At 68.6% G+C, this 14,636-nt stretch carries 14 protein-coding genes and 1 tRNA gene; 9 read left to right on the top strand and 6 right to left on the bottom strand.

The genetic code is table 11. The features are described from left to right. Positions 1-160: 160 nt before the first annotated feature. Both ACJMK0_RS16725 and ACJMK0_RS16720 read left to right on the top strand, forming a co-directional pair. Positions 161-547, top strand: a complete 387-nt coding sequence (locus ACJMK0_RS16725; RefSeq protein WP_405240031.1) for a hypothetical protein — start codon at positions 161-163, stop codon at positions 545-547. After that, positions 544-1,740, top strand: coding sequence for a hypothetical protein (locus ACJMK0_RS16720; RefSeq protein WP_405240029.1), 1,197 nt, complete (start codon positions 544-546; stop codon positions 1,738-1,740). The genes ACJMK0_RS16725 and ACJMK0_RS16720 overlap by 4 nt, the downstream gene beginning before the upstream one ends. 31 nt (positions 1,741-1,771) lie before the next feature. On the opposite strand, the gene ACJMK0_RS16715 is transcribed toward ACJMK0_RS16720, so the two are convergent. The 5 genes from ACJMK0_RS16715 to hemA form a co-directional block, all read right to left on the bottom strand. Next, positions 1,772-2,134: a VOC family protein gene (locus ACJMK0_RS16715; RefSeq protein ID WP_405240027.1), complete on the bottom strand. Its 363-nt coding sequence runs from the start codon at positions 2,132-2,134 to the stop codon at positions 1,772-1,774. A 127-nt stretch (positions 2,135-2,261) separates the two neighbouring features. Continuing rightward, positions 2,262-2,537, bottom strand: coding sequence for a CBU_0592 family membrane protein (locus ACJMK0_RS16710; RefSeq protein ID WP_405240025.1), 276 nt, complete (start codon positions 2,535-2,537; stop codon positions 2,262-2,264). Positions 2,538-2,563: 26 nt separating this feature from the next. Further along, positions 2,564-3,568, bottom strand: a complete 1,005-nt coding sequence (locus tag ACJMK0_RS16705) for a cysteine synthase A (RefSeq protein WP_405240023.1) — start codon at positions 3,566-3,568, stop codon at positions 2,564-2,566. Between the two features lie 14 nt (positions 3,569-3,582). Continuing rightward, the gene (gene prfA, locus ACJMK0_RS16700) at positions 3,583-4,668 is read right to left on the bottom strand and encodes a peptide chain release factor 1 (protein ID WP_405240021.1); all 1,086 of its coding nucleotides are present in this window, start codon (positions 4,666-4,668) and stop codon (positions 3,583-3,585) included. A 27-nt stretch (positions 4,669-4,695) separates the two neighbouring features. Further along, positions 4,696-5,964, bottom strand: coding sequence for a glutamyl-tRNA reductase (gene hemA / locus ACJMK0_RS16695; RefSeq protein ID WP_405240019.1), 1,269 nt, complete (start codon positions 5,962-5,964; stop codon positions 4,696-4,698). A 105-nt stretch (positions 5,965-6,069) separates the two neighbouring features. Between hemA and ACJMK0_RS16690 the strand changes: the two genes are divergently transcribed. The 7 genes from ACJMK0_RS16690 (at position 6,070) to manA (ending at position 12,872) form a co-directional block, all read left to right on the top strand. Continuing rightward, a complete protein-coding gene (locus tag ACJMK0_RS16690; protein WP_405240018.1) occupies positions 6,070-7,788 on the top strand; it encodes a tetratricopeptide repeat protein in 1,719 nt (572 codons plus the stop codon). Between the two features lie 7 nt (positions 7,789-7,795). After that, complete coding sequence (gene lolB / locus ACJMK0_RS16685) at positions 7,796-8,410, top strand: lipoprotein insertase outer membrane protein LolB (protein ID WP_405240016.1); 615 nt, start codon at positions 7,796-7,798, stop codon at positions 8,408-8,410. Positions 8,411-8,530: 120 nt separating this feature from the next. Then, positions 8,531-8,605, top strand: a tRNA-Gln gene (locus tag ACJMK0_RS16680). 95 nt (positions 8,606-8,700) lie between these two features. Then, a complete protein-coding gene (locus ACJMK0_RS16675) occupies positions 8,701-9,639 on the top strand; it encodes a ribose-phosphate diphosphokinase (protein WP_405223802.1) in 939 nt (312 codons plus the stop codon). Between the two features lie 523 nt (positions 9,640-10,162). Further along, on the top strand, positions 10,163-10,858 hold the full coding sequence (locus ACJMK0_RS16670; protein ID WP_405240014.1) for a 50S ribosomal protein L25/general stress protein Ctc: 696 nt from the start codon (positions 10,163-10,165) through the stop codon (positions 10,856-10,858). Positions 10,859-10,957: 99 nt separating this feature from the next. Beyond that, positions 10,958-11,650 (top strand): aminoacyl-tRNA hydrolase, encoded by a 693-nt coding sequence (gene pth / locus ACJMK0_RS16665; RefSeq protein ID WP_405240012.1) that lies wholly within the window; start codon positions 10,958-10,960, stop codon positions 11,648-11,650. Next, on the top strand, positions 11,634-12,872 hold the full coding sequence (manA, locus tag ACJMK0_RS16660) for a mannose-6-phosphate isomerase, class I (protein WP_405240011.1): 1,239 nt from the start codon (positions 11,634-11,636) through the stop codon (positions 12,870-12,872). The genes pth and manA overlap by 17 nt, the downstream gene beginning before the upstream one ends. A 90-nt stretch (positions 12,873-12,962) precedes the next feature. Here manA and ACJMK0_RS16655 read toward each other — a convergent pair whose 3' ends face one another. After that, positions 12,963-14,498, bottom strand: a complete 1,536-nt coding sequence (locus ACJMK0_RS16655) for an acetyl-CoA acetyltransferase (RefSeq protein WP_405240009.1) — start codon at positions 14,496-14,498, stop codon at positions 12,963-12,965. Between the last annotated feature and the right edge of the window lie 138 nt (positions 14,499-14,636).

The raw sequence follows: 14,636 nt of genomic DNA, 5'->3' as shown, positions 1-14,636 counted from the left end.
GAATCCGTTAGCAACGCGTGAAGGTTTCGGCGATGGGCTGCGCCACCCTGTTGCGGGCCGGGGCAGGTCGGACACATCGGGGGAGCACCGCGCACCATCCGCCACCCAGGCCGCGCACGAGGCGCGAACAGAGCGGGGAAACAGAAGAAGGAACAACGACATGAAAATCGCAATCGTCATACTGGCCGTACTCGGCGCGCTGGCCTCCGGGTTCCTGGGCATGAACTGGCTGAACGACCTCAGCGCACTCGAGGGCATGAGCGAGCTGGAGCGGATGGCCGCCAAGTCCATGGCCGCCGCGCAGGGTCAGTCGCTCGACAAGATGGGAGCGGCGGCACTCGTCCTCGTCATCGGAGCATTGGTGGGTCTGGCCGCTGCATTCTTCGCCATGAAGAGCCGGTTCGCGCTCGCTGGCGGGATGCTGCTGGGTGCGGGCCTGTTGCCCGTCTTCATCCAGGCTCAGTCCGTCGTCTTCACGGCGTTGCTCATCGCGGCCGGGGGACTCGCATTCGTTGCGCATTCGAAGAACAGGGCGGTTGCGTCATGAGAACGAAATTCCTGCCCGCAGTGGGAGCCGTCGTGCTGGTCGCTCCCTGCGGCGGCGGTAACAACGACAAGGCGCGGTTCGTCGATGCCTGCGTCGCCGGCGGCGATGCGGAAGCCTTTTGCGCCTGTCAGGGCGATGCCCTCCTGGCCGAGCTCGACGAGGAGACCTTCGCGATACTGGCCGACTTCGCCGAAGGGATGGCCGCGGCGAGCGAGGAGGGCCAGGGCCAGATTGCGATGGGCGCACTGACCAACCCCCGGCTGGTCGCGGCGCTCGACAAGACCGAAGCCGTGGCGAGAACCTGCAAGCAGGCGGCTGCCCTGCAAGCGGCCGCAGCGGAGGTCGCCGCGCTGGAAGCGGCTCGCGAGGAACGCCGCAAGCAGGCCTCCGCCCGCCGCTGTCCCCACAAGGCTGCCATGGCTCCCCGTCTCCCGGGAGCGCCCGTCGACGACGTGGCGGACCTGCGCCCGGGCATGAGCTTCGACGACGTCGAAGCCCTGCTCGAATGCCGCGGCGACATCCTCAACTTCGACGTGGCGGAGAGCTGGGCTCGCAACAGCCAGGGGCAACCGACGCGCCAGCTGCTGCGCGCGGCGGCCGGCGACATCTGCCCGGCCGAGGCACGTACGGCGGGCGGTGGCGGGTGCGAGGACGGCGGCTACGGCTTCGAACTCCTGCAGAATGTCAGCGAGGAATTCATCGTCGCCTTCACCGGCCTGCCTCAGGCCGAGCGCGCCGGGATCATCTGGCGGCGGACGGTCTTTTCCGCCAGTGAGTATCCGACCGTATCGTCACTGCAGGAGGCGCTCGTCGAGAAATACGGCCAGCCCCATCTCGCGGCGAATCAGGAAGGCTATTACAGCCTGGGTCACCGACGCGGCACGGTCACCTACAGCTGGGTCTACGATGCGCAGCAGCGGCCGATCGCCGCCAGCGACAGCGCGCTGAGATCGCGTTGCGTCAACGGTCCGCGGCCGACGTTTCAGCGGCAGATGAGCTGGAACGGTGCCTGCGGCCTCACGGTACGCGCCGAGATCGTGCCGGCGGCAGGCAACGCGGTACTCGCCGGCGAGCTGAACGTCGTCGTGATGGATCAGAAGCGCTTCGACGACGCCGTCCGGCAGTTCGACGTCGATCTCAAGGCCGCCATCGAGGCACAGCATGCGGGCAAGGGCGCGGCGCCGGACCTCTGAGGGTCGTCTTATGTTTCCGGGCAGACGACCTTCATGAGCCAGCGTCTTCGCCCCAGACCGCGAACTCGTTTCCGCTCGGCTCGGTGAAGTGGAAGCGGCGTCCACCCGGGAAAGAGAAGATCGGCTTGACGATGCGACCGCCGGCCGCCTCCACCTTGTCCCGGGTCTCCTCCAGGCGCTCGCTGTAGAAGACGATCAGGGCGCTGCCGTTGTCCGTCGATGCAGCGGCGTCCGCCTCGTAGAAGCCACCATCGAGGCCCTGACCCGAGAACGATGCGTAGGTCGGGCCATAGTCAACGAAAGACCAGCCGAACACTCGTTCGAAGAATGCCTTGGTGGCGGCCAGATCCCTGGCGGGAAACTCGACGTAGCTGATCTTCTCGTGTGCTTGCATGGCGATTACCTCCCGGTATCTGCCGCGGTCACTGATAGGACCGCATCCTGTGTGGCGCTACCCACTCATACTCATCACGCAGATCATTGTCCCCGGCGCTGATCGGAGTGTCGCGCGATCGTTCCGGTCACAGTTTACGATCCGTTGGGCGCCTCGCCTGCCTTCTCATCCACCAGCGTCCGATTCCGACCAGGCTGATCACCACCCAGAACGCCTCGATGACGAATGCGGACAGATTGAAATCGAAACACAGCGAGATGATGACGAGCGCGGCGCCCAGTGCGTTCATCACCGAATAGGTGAGGGCGGTGCTGCTCAGGCGGTCGAGCTGCAGCAGGAGGTAGGCGAGGATGATCAGCGCGACGCCTGCGTTGCCGATGAAGTCGTGCCAGGCGTAGGTCATGATTGGGATCGGGCCTGAAGGCCCTCCTACATGGTCTCCAGCCAGCCAGGCAATGACAGCCCTTTCGACTCCAGATACGCGCGGTTGAACAGCCGCTCGCGGTAGCGCATGGCGCCGTCGCAGAGCACGGTCACGATGGTGTGGCCGGGTCCGAGCTCCCGCGCCATGGCCATGGCGCCGCCCACGTTGATGCCGCTGGAGCCGCCGAGTACCAGGCCTTCCTCGCGGATCATGTCGTAGACCAGCGGGATGGCCACCTCATCGGTGATGCGATAGGCCACGTCGATCCCGGCGCCTTCGAGATTGGCCGTGATGCGTGAGTTGCCGATGCCCTCGGTGATGGAGCTGCCCTCGATGCGAATCTCGCCTTCGGTGTAGTAGTGATACAGCCCGGAGCCGCCGGGGTCGGCGAGGCCGATCTTCACCTCCGGCTTGCACGCCTTCAGATACTGCGACACGCCGGCCAGCGTGCCGCCGGTACCGACGGCGCAGATGAATGCGTCCACGTCGCCGTCGGTCTGGTCCCAGATCTCCGGGCCGGTGGTCTCGGCGTGGAAGTCCCGGTTGGCGGTGTTGTCGAACTGGTTCGGCCAGAAGGCGCTGCCCGGTTCCTTCGCGTTCATGTCGTCGGCCATGCGGCCGGAGACGTGGACGAAGTGGTTCGGGTCCCGGAAGGGCACGGCGGGGATGAGCCGGACGTCGGCGCCGTAGGCCCGCAGCGTATCGATCTTCTCTCTGCTCTGGGTATCCGGCATCACAATAATGCTCGGATGGCCCAGAGCGTTCCCGACCATGGCCAATCCAATACCGGTGTTGCCCGCGGTGCCCTCGATGATGGTGCCGCCGGGCTTCAGTTCCCCGGTGGCCTGGGCGCGGCGCACCATGCCGAGCGCCGCCCGGTCCTTCACCGAGCCGCCCGGGTTCATGAACTCGGCCTTGCCCAGGATCTCGCAACCGGTGGCCTCGGATGCCCGGTTCAGCCGGATCAGCGGCGTGGTGCCGATGGCGTCGATGAGTTGCCGCGCGTCCATCCTGGCGTCCTCCCTCAGTGCTCGGTGAGCGCCGCGAGCTGGTCGGCCTGGTATTCCCGGGTGAGCGGGTCGATGACCTGATCCAGGCTGCCCTGCAGCACTTCGTCCAGTTTATAGAGAGTCAGGTTGATGCGGTGGTCGGTCACGCGGCCCTGGGGGTAGTTGTAGGTGCGGATGCGCTCGGAGCGGTCGCCGGAACCCACCAGCAGCTTGCGGGTCTCGGCGCGCTCGGTGGCCAGCGCCTCTTCCTCGGCGGCCACCAGCTTCGCCTGCAGCAGCGACAGCGCTCGCGCCCGGTTCTTGTGCTGGGAGCGCTCGTCCTGGCACTCCACCACGATGCCGGTGGGCAGGTGGGTGATGCGCACGGCGGAATCGGTCTTGTTCACGTGCTGGCCGCCGGCGCCGGACGCCCGGTAGGTATCCACCCGCAGCTCCGAGGGATTGATTTCGATCTCTCCGACTTCCTCCGCCTCGGGCAGCACGGCCACCGTGCAGGCGGAGGTGTGGATGCGCCCCTGGGACTCGGTCTCCGGTACCCGCTGCACCCGGTGGGCGCCGGACTCGAACTTCATCTGCGCGTAGACGTTGCGGCCGCTCACCTTGCAGATGATCTCCTTGTAGCCGCCGTGCTCGCCCTCGCTGGCGGAGAGCACCTCGACGCGCCAGCCCTTGTCCTCCGCGTAGCGGGAGTACATGCGGAACAGATCGCCGGCGAAGATGGCCGCCTCGTCGCCGCCGGTGCCGGCGCGGATCTCGAGGTAGACGTCGCTCTCGTCCTTCGGGTCTTTCGGCACCAGGGCGAGCTCGAGTTCGCGCTCGAGGGTCTCGCGTTCGGCCTCCAGCCGCTCGATTTCCTCGCGGCCCATGGCCTGCATGTCGGCGTCGGCGTCCTTCGCCATCTCCTCGGCGGCGGCCAGGTCGCCCACGAGTTCGCGGTAGCGGCGGAACAGGGTCATCACCGGCTCGAGTTGCGCGTATTCTTTGGAATAGTCCCGGAAGCGGTCCTGGGCCGAGATGACGTCCGGGTCGGCGAGCAGGCCGGCGAGTTCCTCGAACCGGTCGGCGAGACCCTGGAGCTTTTGTTCGATGCTGTCTTTCACGGGGGAGGGCCGTCGCGGCGGCCGGCCTCAGGAACGGTTCTTCTTGCCGTCGTTCAGGCCGAAGAGTTCCCGGGCCGAGAGCATGATGGCCTCGTCCGACTCCTCACCCGCCTGGCGCAGCCGTTCGCTGGGCTTGTGCAGCATCTTGTTCATGAGCGTGGAGGCCAGGAACCGGAGCGCCGCCTCCGGGTCGCCGGAGTTCGCCAGCCGGCGCATGGCCTGCTCGAGCACTTCCTGCTTCAGCTCCTCGCCGCGGCCGCGGATGGACTTGATGATGGGCACGGCGTCCAGCACCCGCTCGGCGTTGCGGAAGCGCTCCAGCTCGAACTCGATGATGCGCTCGGCCTCGTCGGCGGCCGCCTTCCTGCTCTGCAGGCCGTCGTTGATCACGCCCTGCAGGTCGTCGACGGTATAGAGGTAGACGTCCTCGAAGTTCGCGACCTCGGGCTCGATGTCCCGCGGCACGGCGATGTCGCAGGCGAAGATGGGCTTGCGCTTCCTGAGCTCCAGCGCGCGCTTCATGTCGGCGGCGGAGATCAGCGGGTCGGGGCTCGCCGTCGAGGTGATCAGGATGTCGGCCTCGGGCAGGGTGCCGGGCAGTTCGGAGAGCGGCAGTGCGAAACCGCCGAACTCGGCGGCAAGCGCGCGCGCCCGGGGCAGGCTGCGGTTGGCGATGAACAGGCGGCCGATGCCGTGGCCGTGCAGATGGCGCGCAACCAGCTCGATGGTCTCGCCCGCGCCGACCAGCAGCGCCGTGTGCTTGTCGAAGCGGGAGAAGATCTGGCGGGCGAGCGACACGGCGGCGTAGGCCACCGAGACAGGGCTGGAGCCGATGGTGGTGTCGGTGCGCACCTTCTTCGCCACCGAGAAGGCGTGCTGGAAGAGGCGGGTGAGCCGCGGTCCGGCGCGGCCGTGGCCCTGGGCATGGCGGAAGGCGTCCTTCAGCTGGCCGGTGATCTGGGGCTCGCCGAGGATGACAGAATCCAGCCCGCAGGCCACGCGGAACAGGTGCCGTGCGGCGGCCTCGTCCCGGGCCTGGAACAGGCACTCGGCGAGGCGGTCGTCCATGCCGTGGAAGTTGTGCAGCCACTGGACGAGACCGGTCTCGGCCTCGCTCTCCAGGTCGCAGACGATCTCCGTGCGGTTGCACGTGGAGACGATCACGTTCTCGTTGACGCCGGGCAGCGAACCCGATTCGTTCAGCGCATCGGGCAGCACGGTCTCGTCGAACACGATCCGCTCACGGATATCGACCGGGGCCGTGTTATGGTTAATGCCCAGGATGAAAAACGGCATCTGAAGGAATCGATAATTCGGATTGGTTCACGCAGCGCTTATGATAAGCGAACTGCCGGTGATCTGCCCGAAGCGGCCCACCGGGTCACCGACAGAGATTTCCGAATGCTAGACACACATACCCTCCCGCGTCGAGGCGGGGTCCCCGCCCTCGCCACGCTGCAGATTCTGTTGCTGGCCGCCTTTGCGGCGGGCTGCGCCGGCACCCCGCAACCGGCCCCCGAGTCCACCGACGGGCAGGATCGAACCTACCACATACTCATGGCCGAGATCGCCCTGCAGCGGGGCGAGAACGCCACGGGGGTCGAAGAATACCTGAAGGCGGCACGGGCCGGGGAGTCGGTAGAGACCGCAAGCCAGGCGACCCGCACGGCCTTCGAGTACGGCTATGACCGCGTCGCCTACGAGGCCGCGCAGCGCTGGGTGGAGCTCGCGCTGCAGGAGGCCGAAGCCCGGCGCTACGCCGGCCGGCTGGCGCTGCAGCACCAGCAGGTGGAGCAGGCCGCGCGGCACCTGCAGGAGGCCGCCGCCGCCGACGGTGCCGACGACGCCGCTTTCCGCGAGCTGGTCACCATACTGATGGAGGAAGGCCACCCCGAGGACGCGTTCGCCGTGGCCGAGCGCCTCGCCGATGCTTACGAAGACAATGCCTACGCCCAGGCCACCGCGGCGAGCGCGGCCCTGCGCGCCGGTGAAGCGGAGACCGCGATCGCCTACGCCCGTCGGGCCAGGGAACTCGCGCCGGAGGAACCTCGCGCCACGCTGCTGCTGGCCCGCGCGCTGGAGGCGGACGAGCAGACCGAGGCGGCGCTGGAGACCGCCGCGCCGCTGGCGGATGCCGAAGATCTGGACCTGCGGCTGGACTACGCCCTGTTCCTCGCCGGCGCGGACCGGCCCGACGAGGCGCGCACCGTGGTGAACCGGGTGCTGCAGGACGAGCCCGAGCAGGCGGATGCCTGGCGTGCCACGGCACTCATCAGCCTGCAGCAGGGCGACTACGACGCCGCCTGGACGGATTTCTCGGAACTGCTGAAGAGCGGCGAGCATACCCACGAGGCACTCTTTTATCTGGGCACGATCGCCGAGGAGCGCGAGGACTGGCTGCAGGCCATGCGCCTGTACTCCCAGGTGGGCGAAGGCGGCCTGCAGCTCGCCGCCCAGCAGCGGGTGAGCATCATCCTGACCCGTCTGGGCCAGGCGGACGGCGCGCTCTCCCAGCTGGAGCGGTTCGCCCGGCGCAATCCGCGTCAGGCGCTGGACGTGCGCTTCACCGAAGCCCAGCTGCTGGAGGCCATGGAGCGCTACGAGGAGGCGCTGCAAGCCTACGACGAGATCCTGGCGGCCAAGCCGCCGTCGCTCGGGCTGCTGCTGAGCCGTGCCGAGGTGGAGCTGGCCCGCGGCGAGACGGACGCCGCCGTCGAGGGCTACCGCGAGGCGCTGGCGCTGCGCCCGGAGAGCGCCACGGCGCTGAATGCGCTGGGCTATACCCTGGCGGACCGCACGGACCGCCTGAAGGAGGCCCGCAAGCTCATCGAGCGCGCCCTCGAGAAAGAACCGGATAACGCGGCCATCATCGACAGTATGGGCTGGGTGCTGTTCCGCCAGGGCGAGCCCGAGGAGGCGCTGCCGTACCTGGAACGTGCCTGGGACATGATCCGCGACCCGGAAGTGGCCGCCCACCTCGGCGAGACCCTCTGGGCGCTCGGCCGACGGGAGGAGGCCCGCGACATCCTGCAGGAGGCCTACGACGAGTTCCCCGGCAGCGAACCGTTGCGCGATACGCTGCAGCGCCTGATGGAAGCGTCCGAGAGCACCGAGGGCTGATTCCGCCGTGCCCCGTCTGCCCGTACTGGCTGCGCTCGGCCTCGTCGGCCTGCTGCTGGCGGGCTGCGCGGCCCGGCCCACCCTGACCCTGCCGCCGCTGGAGAGCTGGGAGCAGCGCAAGGCAGTGCTGGGTGCGGTGGAGGCCTGGCGCGCTGGCGGGCGCATCGCCGTGGTGGCCGGCGACCAGGCCGAGAGCGGCAGCCTGGACTGGCGCCAGGACGATGGCGAGGTCACGGTGTCCATACGTGGCCCGCTTGGCGCCGGCGGCATCCGGCTGGAAGGCGGCCCGGACGGGCTGATCCTCACCGCCTCGGATGGCAGCACCGTGGCCCTGACCCGGCCGGAGGAGGAGCTGCGCCAGATCTACGGCTGGTCCATCCCGGTGGCGAGCCTGTCCTGGTGGCTGCGCGGACTGCCGGACCCGGCCCGCCCCGCGGACACCGAGGTGGCGGCGGAGGGTTGGCTGGCCCGGCTGCAGCAGGCCGGCTGGCAGGTGGAGTATCCGGAATACCGTGCCGCCGCCGGGGTGATGCTGCCCTACCGGATACGGGCGCGCAGCGCGGATATCCGCCTCACCATCGTGGTGAAGGAGTGGAATTTCGGGCCCCGCGCGGTGCGCTGAGGTGTCGCGTTGACACCCCCGGGGAGGCCCGGGACAATGCGCGCGTCGGCGCGGCTGGGGGCGGCCTCCGCCTTCGAGCCGCGCCGCAGGGCCCCCGTCGGGGGGCGGCGGTCGGGTTTCTGGGGTGTAGCCAAGCGGTAAGGCAACGGGTTTTGATCCCGTGATTCGCAGGTTCGAATCCTGCCACCCCAGCCATCGTCGCCGGGCATAGAGGGACTGGGCCCGTCAAGAAGAGCAATAACAAAGAGTCACAGACGGGCAAAAGGGAGGATTCGGTGGATATTCGCAGTATGGCGCTGTTCTCCGGGAACGCGCATCCCCAGCTGACGGCCGATATCGCACGTCATCTCCGCATACCGCTGGCGAAGGCCCACGTGGGCAAGTTCTCCGACGGCGAGACCAGCGTCGAGATACTCGAGAACATCCGGGGCCGGGACACCTTCATCGTCCAGCCCACCTGTCCGCCCTCCAACGACAACCTGATGGAACTGCTGGTGATGGTGGACGCCTGCCACCGGGCGTCGGCGTCGCGCATCACCGCCGTCATCCCCTATTACGGCTACGCCCGCCAGGACCGCCGGCCCCGCGCCTCGCGGGTGCCCATCACCGCCAAACTCGTGGCCAAGCTCATCGCCACCTCGGGCGTGGACCGGGTGCTCACCGTCGACCTGCACGCCGACCAGATCCAGGGCTTCTTCGACATCCCGGTAGACAACGTCTACGCCTCGCCCATCCTGCTCGGCGACGCCTGGAAACAGAAGTACCCCAACAAGGTGGTGGTCTCGCCGGACGTCGGCGGCGTGGTCCGCGCCCGGGCGCTGGCCAAGCGGCTGGACGACACGGATCTCGCCATCATCGACAAGCGCCGTCCGCGCGCGAACGTGGCGGAGGTGATGAACATCATCGGTAACGTCGACGGCAAGACCTGCGTGCTGATCGACGACCTGGTGGACACCGCCGGCACGCTGTGCCAGGCGGCCTCCGTGCTGAAGGAGAAGGGCGCCGTGCGCGTGGTCGCCTACATCACCCACCCGGTGCTCTCGGGCCCGGCGGTGGAGCGCATCTCCAACTCGGAACTGGACGAGATGGTGGTGACCGACACCATCCCGCTCTCCGAGGAAGCTGCCGCCTGCACCCGTATCCGCCAGCTCTCCACGGCGGAGCTCCTGGCCGAGACCATCCGCCGCATCAGCGACGAGGAATCGGTGAGCTCGCTCTACCTCGACTAGCCGCGTAGGAGGGCCTTCAGGCCCGATCCGGCTGTGGGAGGGCCTTCAGGCCCGATTCCTTCTCTCCTGGCCGCCCTGCGGGGGAATCCATCTTGCTCCCGACAAAAGGTCGCGGCGATGGATACCCCCGCATGACGGCCATGCTCGCGGTGGCGTAAAGGAACTGCCCGTCAGATACGGTGGCTGATGGGTGCCAGACCTTTCGGCTACAGGCCCGCCAGCGGCCGGACCGGGCTGCGGGGGTCGTCCGGGCCGACTGGAGCCATGACGGCGGGAAGGAGGCCCGGCCGAAGCGAGGGAGGACAGGACGTCCGACTGAGCGTCCCCCGGAGCCCGGTCCGGCCGCTGGCGGGCCTACGCGGATAGAAGGGTGCTGCGGTCAGAAGGGCCGGATCGGGCCTGAAGGCCCTCCTACACAAAGCTGCCGTCTTCCGGTATTATTCGCGCCCCCTCGTCGAGGGGTCCGCCGGCGGGCCTGGTCGCAAGGCTCTCCGGCGAATTTTCATCCGACCGGAGAAAGCTCATGAAAGAAGAGTACGATCTGGTTGCGGAGTACCGGGAAGACCAGGGAAAGGGTGCGAGCCGCCGCCTGCGTCGCGAAGGTAAGCTCCCCGCAATCGTATATGGCGGCGACCGGCCGCCGAGGGCCATCACCCTGGACCACGACAAGGTCCTGCAGCAGTCCGAGAGCGAGCGCTTCTACTCGAGCGTGCTTGTGGTGAAGGTGGGTGACAAGGCCCAGGAAGTCATCCTCAAGGACATCCAGCGCCACCCGGCGAAGAACAAGATCCTGCATCTGGATCTGCAGCGCATCGTGGCCGGCGAGGCCATCCGTATGAACGTCCCGATCCACTACCTCAACGAGGAATCGGCGAAGGGCGTGAAGCTGGAAGGCGGCGTGCTGTTCCGCCAGTACAACGAGGTGGAGGTCAGTTGCCTGCCCAAGGACCTGCCCGAGTACATCGAGGTGGACGTGGCCGAGCTCGGCATGGACGAGATGCTGCATCTCTCCGACATCAAGGTGCCCGAGGGTGTCGAGATCGTCGAACTGGCCCAGGAAGACGCCGAGGACCAGGTAATCGTCTCCATCCACATGCCGCGTCAGGTGGTCGAGGAAGAGGAAGGCGAGGAAGCCGAGGAGCCGGAGGCCGGCGAAGTGCCCCGGGTCGGCGAAGAGGACGAGGACGAGGGCGAAGGCGAGTCTTCGAAGGAAGACTGATCCGCTCATTTCGTGCCCACGGAAAAGGCCGCCGCGTGCGGCCTTTTTCTTGTGTGCGTTTCTTGTGAACACCGCGAATCGCGCTAACATGCCGAAGCCATGGACTATCCTCCCGTGAAGGCGATCGTCGGCCTGGGCAACCCGGGCGAGCGTTACGCAGACACCCGCCACAACGCGGGCTTCTGGTTCGTCGACGAACTGGCCCGGCGCCACGGCGGCAGCTTTGCCTACCACAAGCGCTTCGACGCCGAGGTCTGCCGCGTGCGGGTGGACGGCGGGGAGCTGTGGCTCGTGAAGCCGCACTCCTACATGAACCGCAGCGGCGGGCCGGTGCGCGCCTTCATGGACTACTACCGGCTGAAGCCAGGCGAGATTCTGGTGGCCCACGACGAGCTGGATCATCCGCCCGGCACCGTGCGGCTGAAGGAGGGCGGCGGCCACGGCGGCCACAATGGTCTCAGGGACGTCTCCCGGCACATCGGTCCCGAATACCCGCGGCTGCGCATCGGCGTCGGCCATCCCGGGCACCGGGACGAGGTCACCGACTACGTGCTGCGCCGTGCGCCGGCCGGCGAGGAGCGGCCAATCCGCGATGCCGTCGACCGGGCCGCCGACGTGATGCCGGCGCTGCTCGAGAAGGGCATGCAGCAGGCGATGAACCGGCTGCACACGAAGCCCGCGGGCGAGTCGGCGAAGAATCCCGCGGGTGCGGGCAAGGGCGCGGGCAAGGGTGCTGGCAAGGACGCGGGCAAAGGCGGCGGCGAGAACGGCGGCAATGAGCGACCTGACTGACTACTGCCAGGGACCGGGCGTGCTGCGTCTGCACGGCGGCGTGCAGCACTATGCCTGGGGCAGCACCGATTTCATCCCGGACCTGATAGGCGAGCCCAACGCGGAGGGCGAGCCGTACGCCGAACTCTGGCTGGGCGCCCATCCGGATCGGCCGTCCGAGGTGGAGCTCGGCTCAGGCACCGTCGGGCTCGACCGCCTGGTGGCAGCCTGCCCCGGCCGCGTGCTCGGCGAGGCGACGGCGCGCCGTTATGGCGGGCTGCCTTATCTTTTCAAGGTGCTCTCCGCGGCGGTGCCGCTGTCCATCCAGGCGCATCCCACGCGGGAGCAGGCCGAGGAGGGCTATGCCCGCGAGGAGGCCTCCGGCATTCCCCTGTCGGCGCCTCATCGCAACTACAAAGACATGAACCACAAGCCCGAGGCCCTGGTGGCGGTGACGGAGTTCTTCGCGCTGCGGGGTTTCCGGCCGCTGACGGAGATCGCGGCGCTGCCCCGGGAGGTGCCGGAGTTCGCGCCGCTGTTCGCGGAGTTCGAGCCCACGCCCGCGGGGCTGCAGGCGCTCTACCGCCGGCTGATGACCGCCGGACAGGGTGTGGTGGACGCCGCGCTGGCACCGCTGGTGGACCGGCTGCGCCGCGAGGCTCCGGCGGATCCCGGGGAGCGTGGCTACTGGACGCTGGAGGCGGACCGGCAGTTCTCCCGTGACGGTCATCACGACCGGGGCCTGTTCTCGGTGTGGCTGCTGAACCTGATGCGGCTCGCCCCCGGCGAGGGCATCTACCTGCCGGCCGGCAACCTGCATGCCTACCTGCGCGGCACCGGCATGGAACTCATGGCCAATTCCAACAACGTGCTGCGCGGCGGTCTCACGCCGAAGCACGTGGACGTGGACGAGTTGCTGGACGTGGTCACCTTCGAGGGCGGCGCAGCGGAGGTGATCCGCGGCGAGCGTGACGGCGTGGAGTCGGTCTATCGCACGCCGGCCGACGAGTTCGAACTCCGCCGCATCGACCTGCCTTCCGGCGGCGAGTGGCACGGCGGACGCGCGCACGGCGCGGACATCCTGATCGTGACCGCCGCGGACGCCGACCTCACCGTGGAGAGCGGCGGCAGGCTGCTCGGGCTCGCCCGGGGCGAGAGCCTGTTCGCGCCGGCCGGCGTGCCGTACTCGCTGCGGACGGGGGCGCCGGCCACCGTGTTCCGTGCGACCGTGCCCGGCGGCTGATGAGCGGCTGACTATTGGCGGCCGGTCGGCTGCCGCTCGGCTGACGCGCAATCGAGCTCGCCCTGTCGCACGCCGCCAACCGGGCGCGCACTAGTCGGGTGTGAACGTGTTGACCACGTCGCCCGCCGCCACGCTGCCGCCCCGGCCCAGAAACTCCTCCTCGATCATGCGGGTCAGCAGTGCCGGATCGGCCGGCGTGTTGGCGATGAACCGGGCTCCGCCGTCATCCAGCCGGCCGATGACGATGCCGCGCTCGGCGCCCTCCCGGCCGAACACCACCGTATAGGTCTCGATGGTGCCCCGGCCTTCGGGCCTGTGCTCACGGGCCGGACTTTCCATCGCATCGATCTGCTGCTGTAGGGTGGCGGCATCCGGCCGCTGCCAGGCGCCCTCGAGCGGCCGGGCGGAGTAGATGCCGATGGAGTGCTTGGTGAGATAGCCGCCGTTGCCGTTCACCAGCGCGTATTCGTCCGGGTTGTCGCGGCAGCGCGTCCACGCTTCGGCGATGGCGTGCATGGTGTAGTTGTTGCCCGGGCCGCCGAAGTACGGGAGGCCGCCGGTGAGGGTGAGGCCGCGCGAGTCGTCCTCGGCGATGCCGAGCGCCTCGGCCGCCGCTTCCACCGCGGACGGGAAACAGCTGTAGAGGTCGAGATAGCGGATGTCGTCGATGCCGATGCCGGCCATTGCCAGCGCCTCGGTGCCGGCCAGCCGGATCGCGGGCGAGCTGTGGTAGTTGACCCGGTCGCCCACCAGCAGCTTGTCGCGCAGGTCGGCGCAGCCGTGCAGGTAGACACGGTTTTCCTCCGGGATGCCGAGTGCGTCGGCCTTGCCCGCGGAGGTGAGCACCAGCGCCGCGCCCTGGTCGACGCCGTCCCGGGCGTTCATCAGCAACGTGTACGGGAAGCCGATGAACGGGTTCTCGGCGGACGGCGTGGCAATCTCCTCGGCGCTGCGCCGGCGCGGAAAGTAGGCGTAGTGGTTCTCGGCGGCCACGGCGGTGAACGGGCTCAGCAGCCGTCCCATGGCGGCCAGGTGGTCGCAGACGCTGCGCGCGCGCCGGCCGCGGATGGCCTGTTCGAACAGGGGATAGGTCTGCACCGGGAAGCCGATGCCGTGGGCGAGTTCGCGGGGGTCCACGAACAGGACGCCGAAGCCCTTGTCGTCCAGCTGGCCGTCCACCTCGTCCTGCCAGTGCAGGGTGAGGCCGGCCCGGCGCGCCGCCTTCTCGGTGGCGATCGCCTCGCCGCCGGCGAGCAGCACGGCGTCTGCCTCGCCGCTGGCGATCATCCCGGCGTACTCGTTGACGTAGCGCTGGGGCACCTCGCCGCCCGCCTCGGAGTAGACGGCGCGGTCGGGGTCGGCGCCGATGTCCCGGGCGAGACTGCGGGGCGGGTTCGTGGCGCGGCCGTGGTCGTGACTGCGCCGGGGCGTGGAGTCGGAAAAGGTGCGGGTGACGGCGATGGTATCCAGGGCGGCGGCCAGGTCGCCCTTCGCGCCCGCGGCAGCTATGGCGGCGCGGGCCGCCTCGGCGGCGATGCCCATGGGGGGCAGGGCGTCCTCGGGAGCCACGTCCTTCTGGGTGTACTGGCCGGCGCCGACGATGACGGGGGTTCTGTCCTGGGGCACTTTTTGCTCTCGCTCGTTCGGGAACGGGGCGCAATGTTAGCGCATCGCCTCGCGGCTGCCACCGGCCTCGCGGCTGAAAAGCAGTGGCCCGGGCGGTATGATCGGACTAACCGAGGGGTTAATGCCGATGCAGGGGAG

It is taken from the genome of Lentisalinibacter orientalis (assembly GCF_040706535.1).
In the GTDB taxonomy this organism is placed as follows: domain Bacteria; phylum Pseudomonadota; class Gammaproteobacteria; order Steroidobacterales; family Woeseiaceae; genus Lentisalinibacter; species Lentisalinibacter orientalis.
Note: the sequence above shows the minus strand (reverse complement) of the source record. Positions and strands in the feature narration are given on the sequence as shown.

Coding starts and splice junctions, on each gene's coding strand:
- ACJMK0_RS16690 (WP_405240018.1), top strand. CDS start 6,070: ATGCTAGACACACATACCCTCCCGCGTCGAGGCGGGGTCCCCGCCCTC.
- ACJMK0_RS16720 (WP_405240029.1), top strand. CDS start 544: ATGAGAACGAAATTCCTGCCCGCAGTGGGAGCCGTCGTGCTGGTCGCT.
- hemA (WP_405240019.1), bottom strand. CDS start 5,964: ATGCCGTTTTTCATCCTGGGCATTAACCATAACACGGCCCCGGTCGAT.
- ACJMK0_RS16705 (WP_405240023.1), bottom strand. CDS start 3,568: ATGGACGCGCGGCAACTCATCGACGCCATCGGCACCACGCCGCTGATC.
- ACJMK0_RS16710 (WP_405240025.1), bottom strand. CDS start 2,537: ATGACCTACGCCTGGCACGACTTCATCGGCAACGCAGGCGTCGCGCTG.
- ACJMK0_RS16675 (WP_405223802.1), top strand. CDS start 8,701: ATGGCGCTGTTCTCCGGGAACGCGCATCCCCAGCTGACGGCCGATATC.
- ACJMK0_RS16670 (WP_405240014.1), top strand. CDS start 10,163: ATGAAAGAAGAGTACGATCTGGTTGCGGAGTACCGGGAAGACCAGGGA.
- manA (WP_405240011.1), top strand. CDS start 11,634: ATGAGCGACCTGACTGACTACTGCCAGGGACCGGGCGTGCTGCGTCTG.
- ACJMK0_RS16715 (WP_405240027.1), bottom strand. CDS start 2,134: ATGCAAGCACACGAGAAGATCAGCTACGTCGAGTTTCCCGCCAGGGAT.
- pth (WP_405240012.1), top strand. CDS start 10,958: ATGGACTATCCTCCCGTGAAGGCGATCGTCGGCCTGGGCAACCCGGGC.
- ACJMK0_RS16725 (WP_405240031.1), top strand. CDS start 161: ATGAAAATCGCAATCGTCATACTGGCCGTACTCGGCGCGCTGGCCTCC.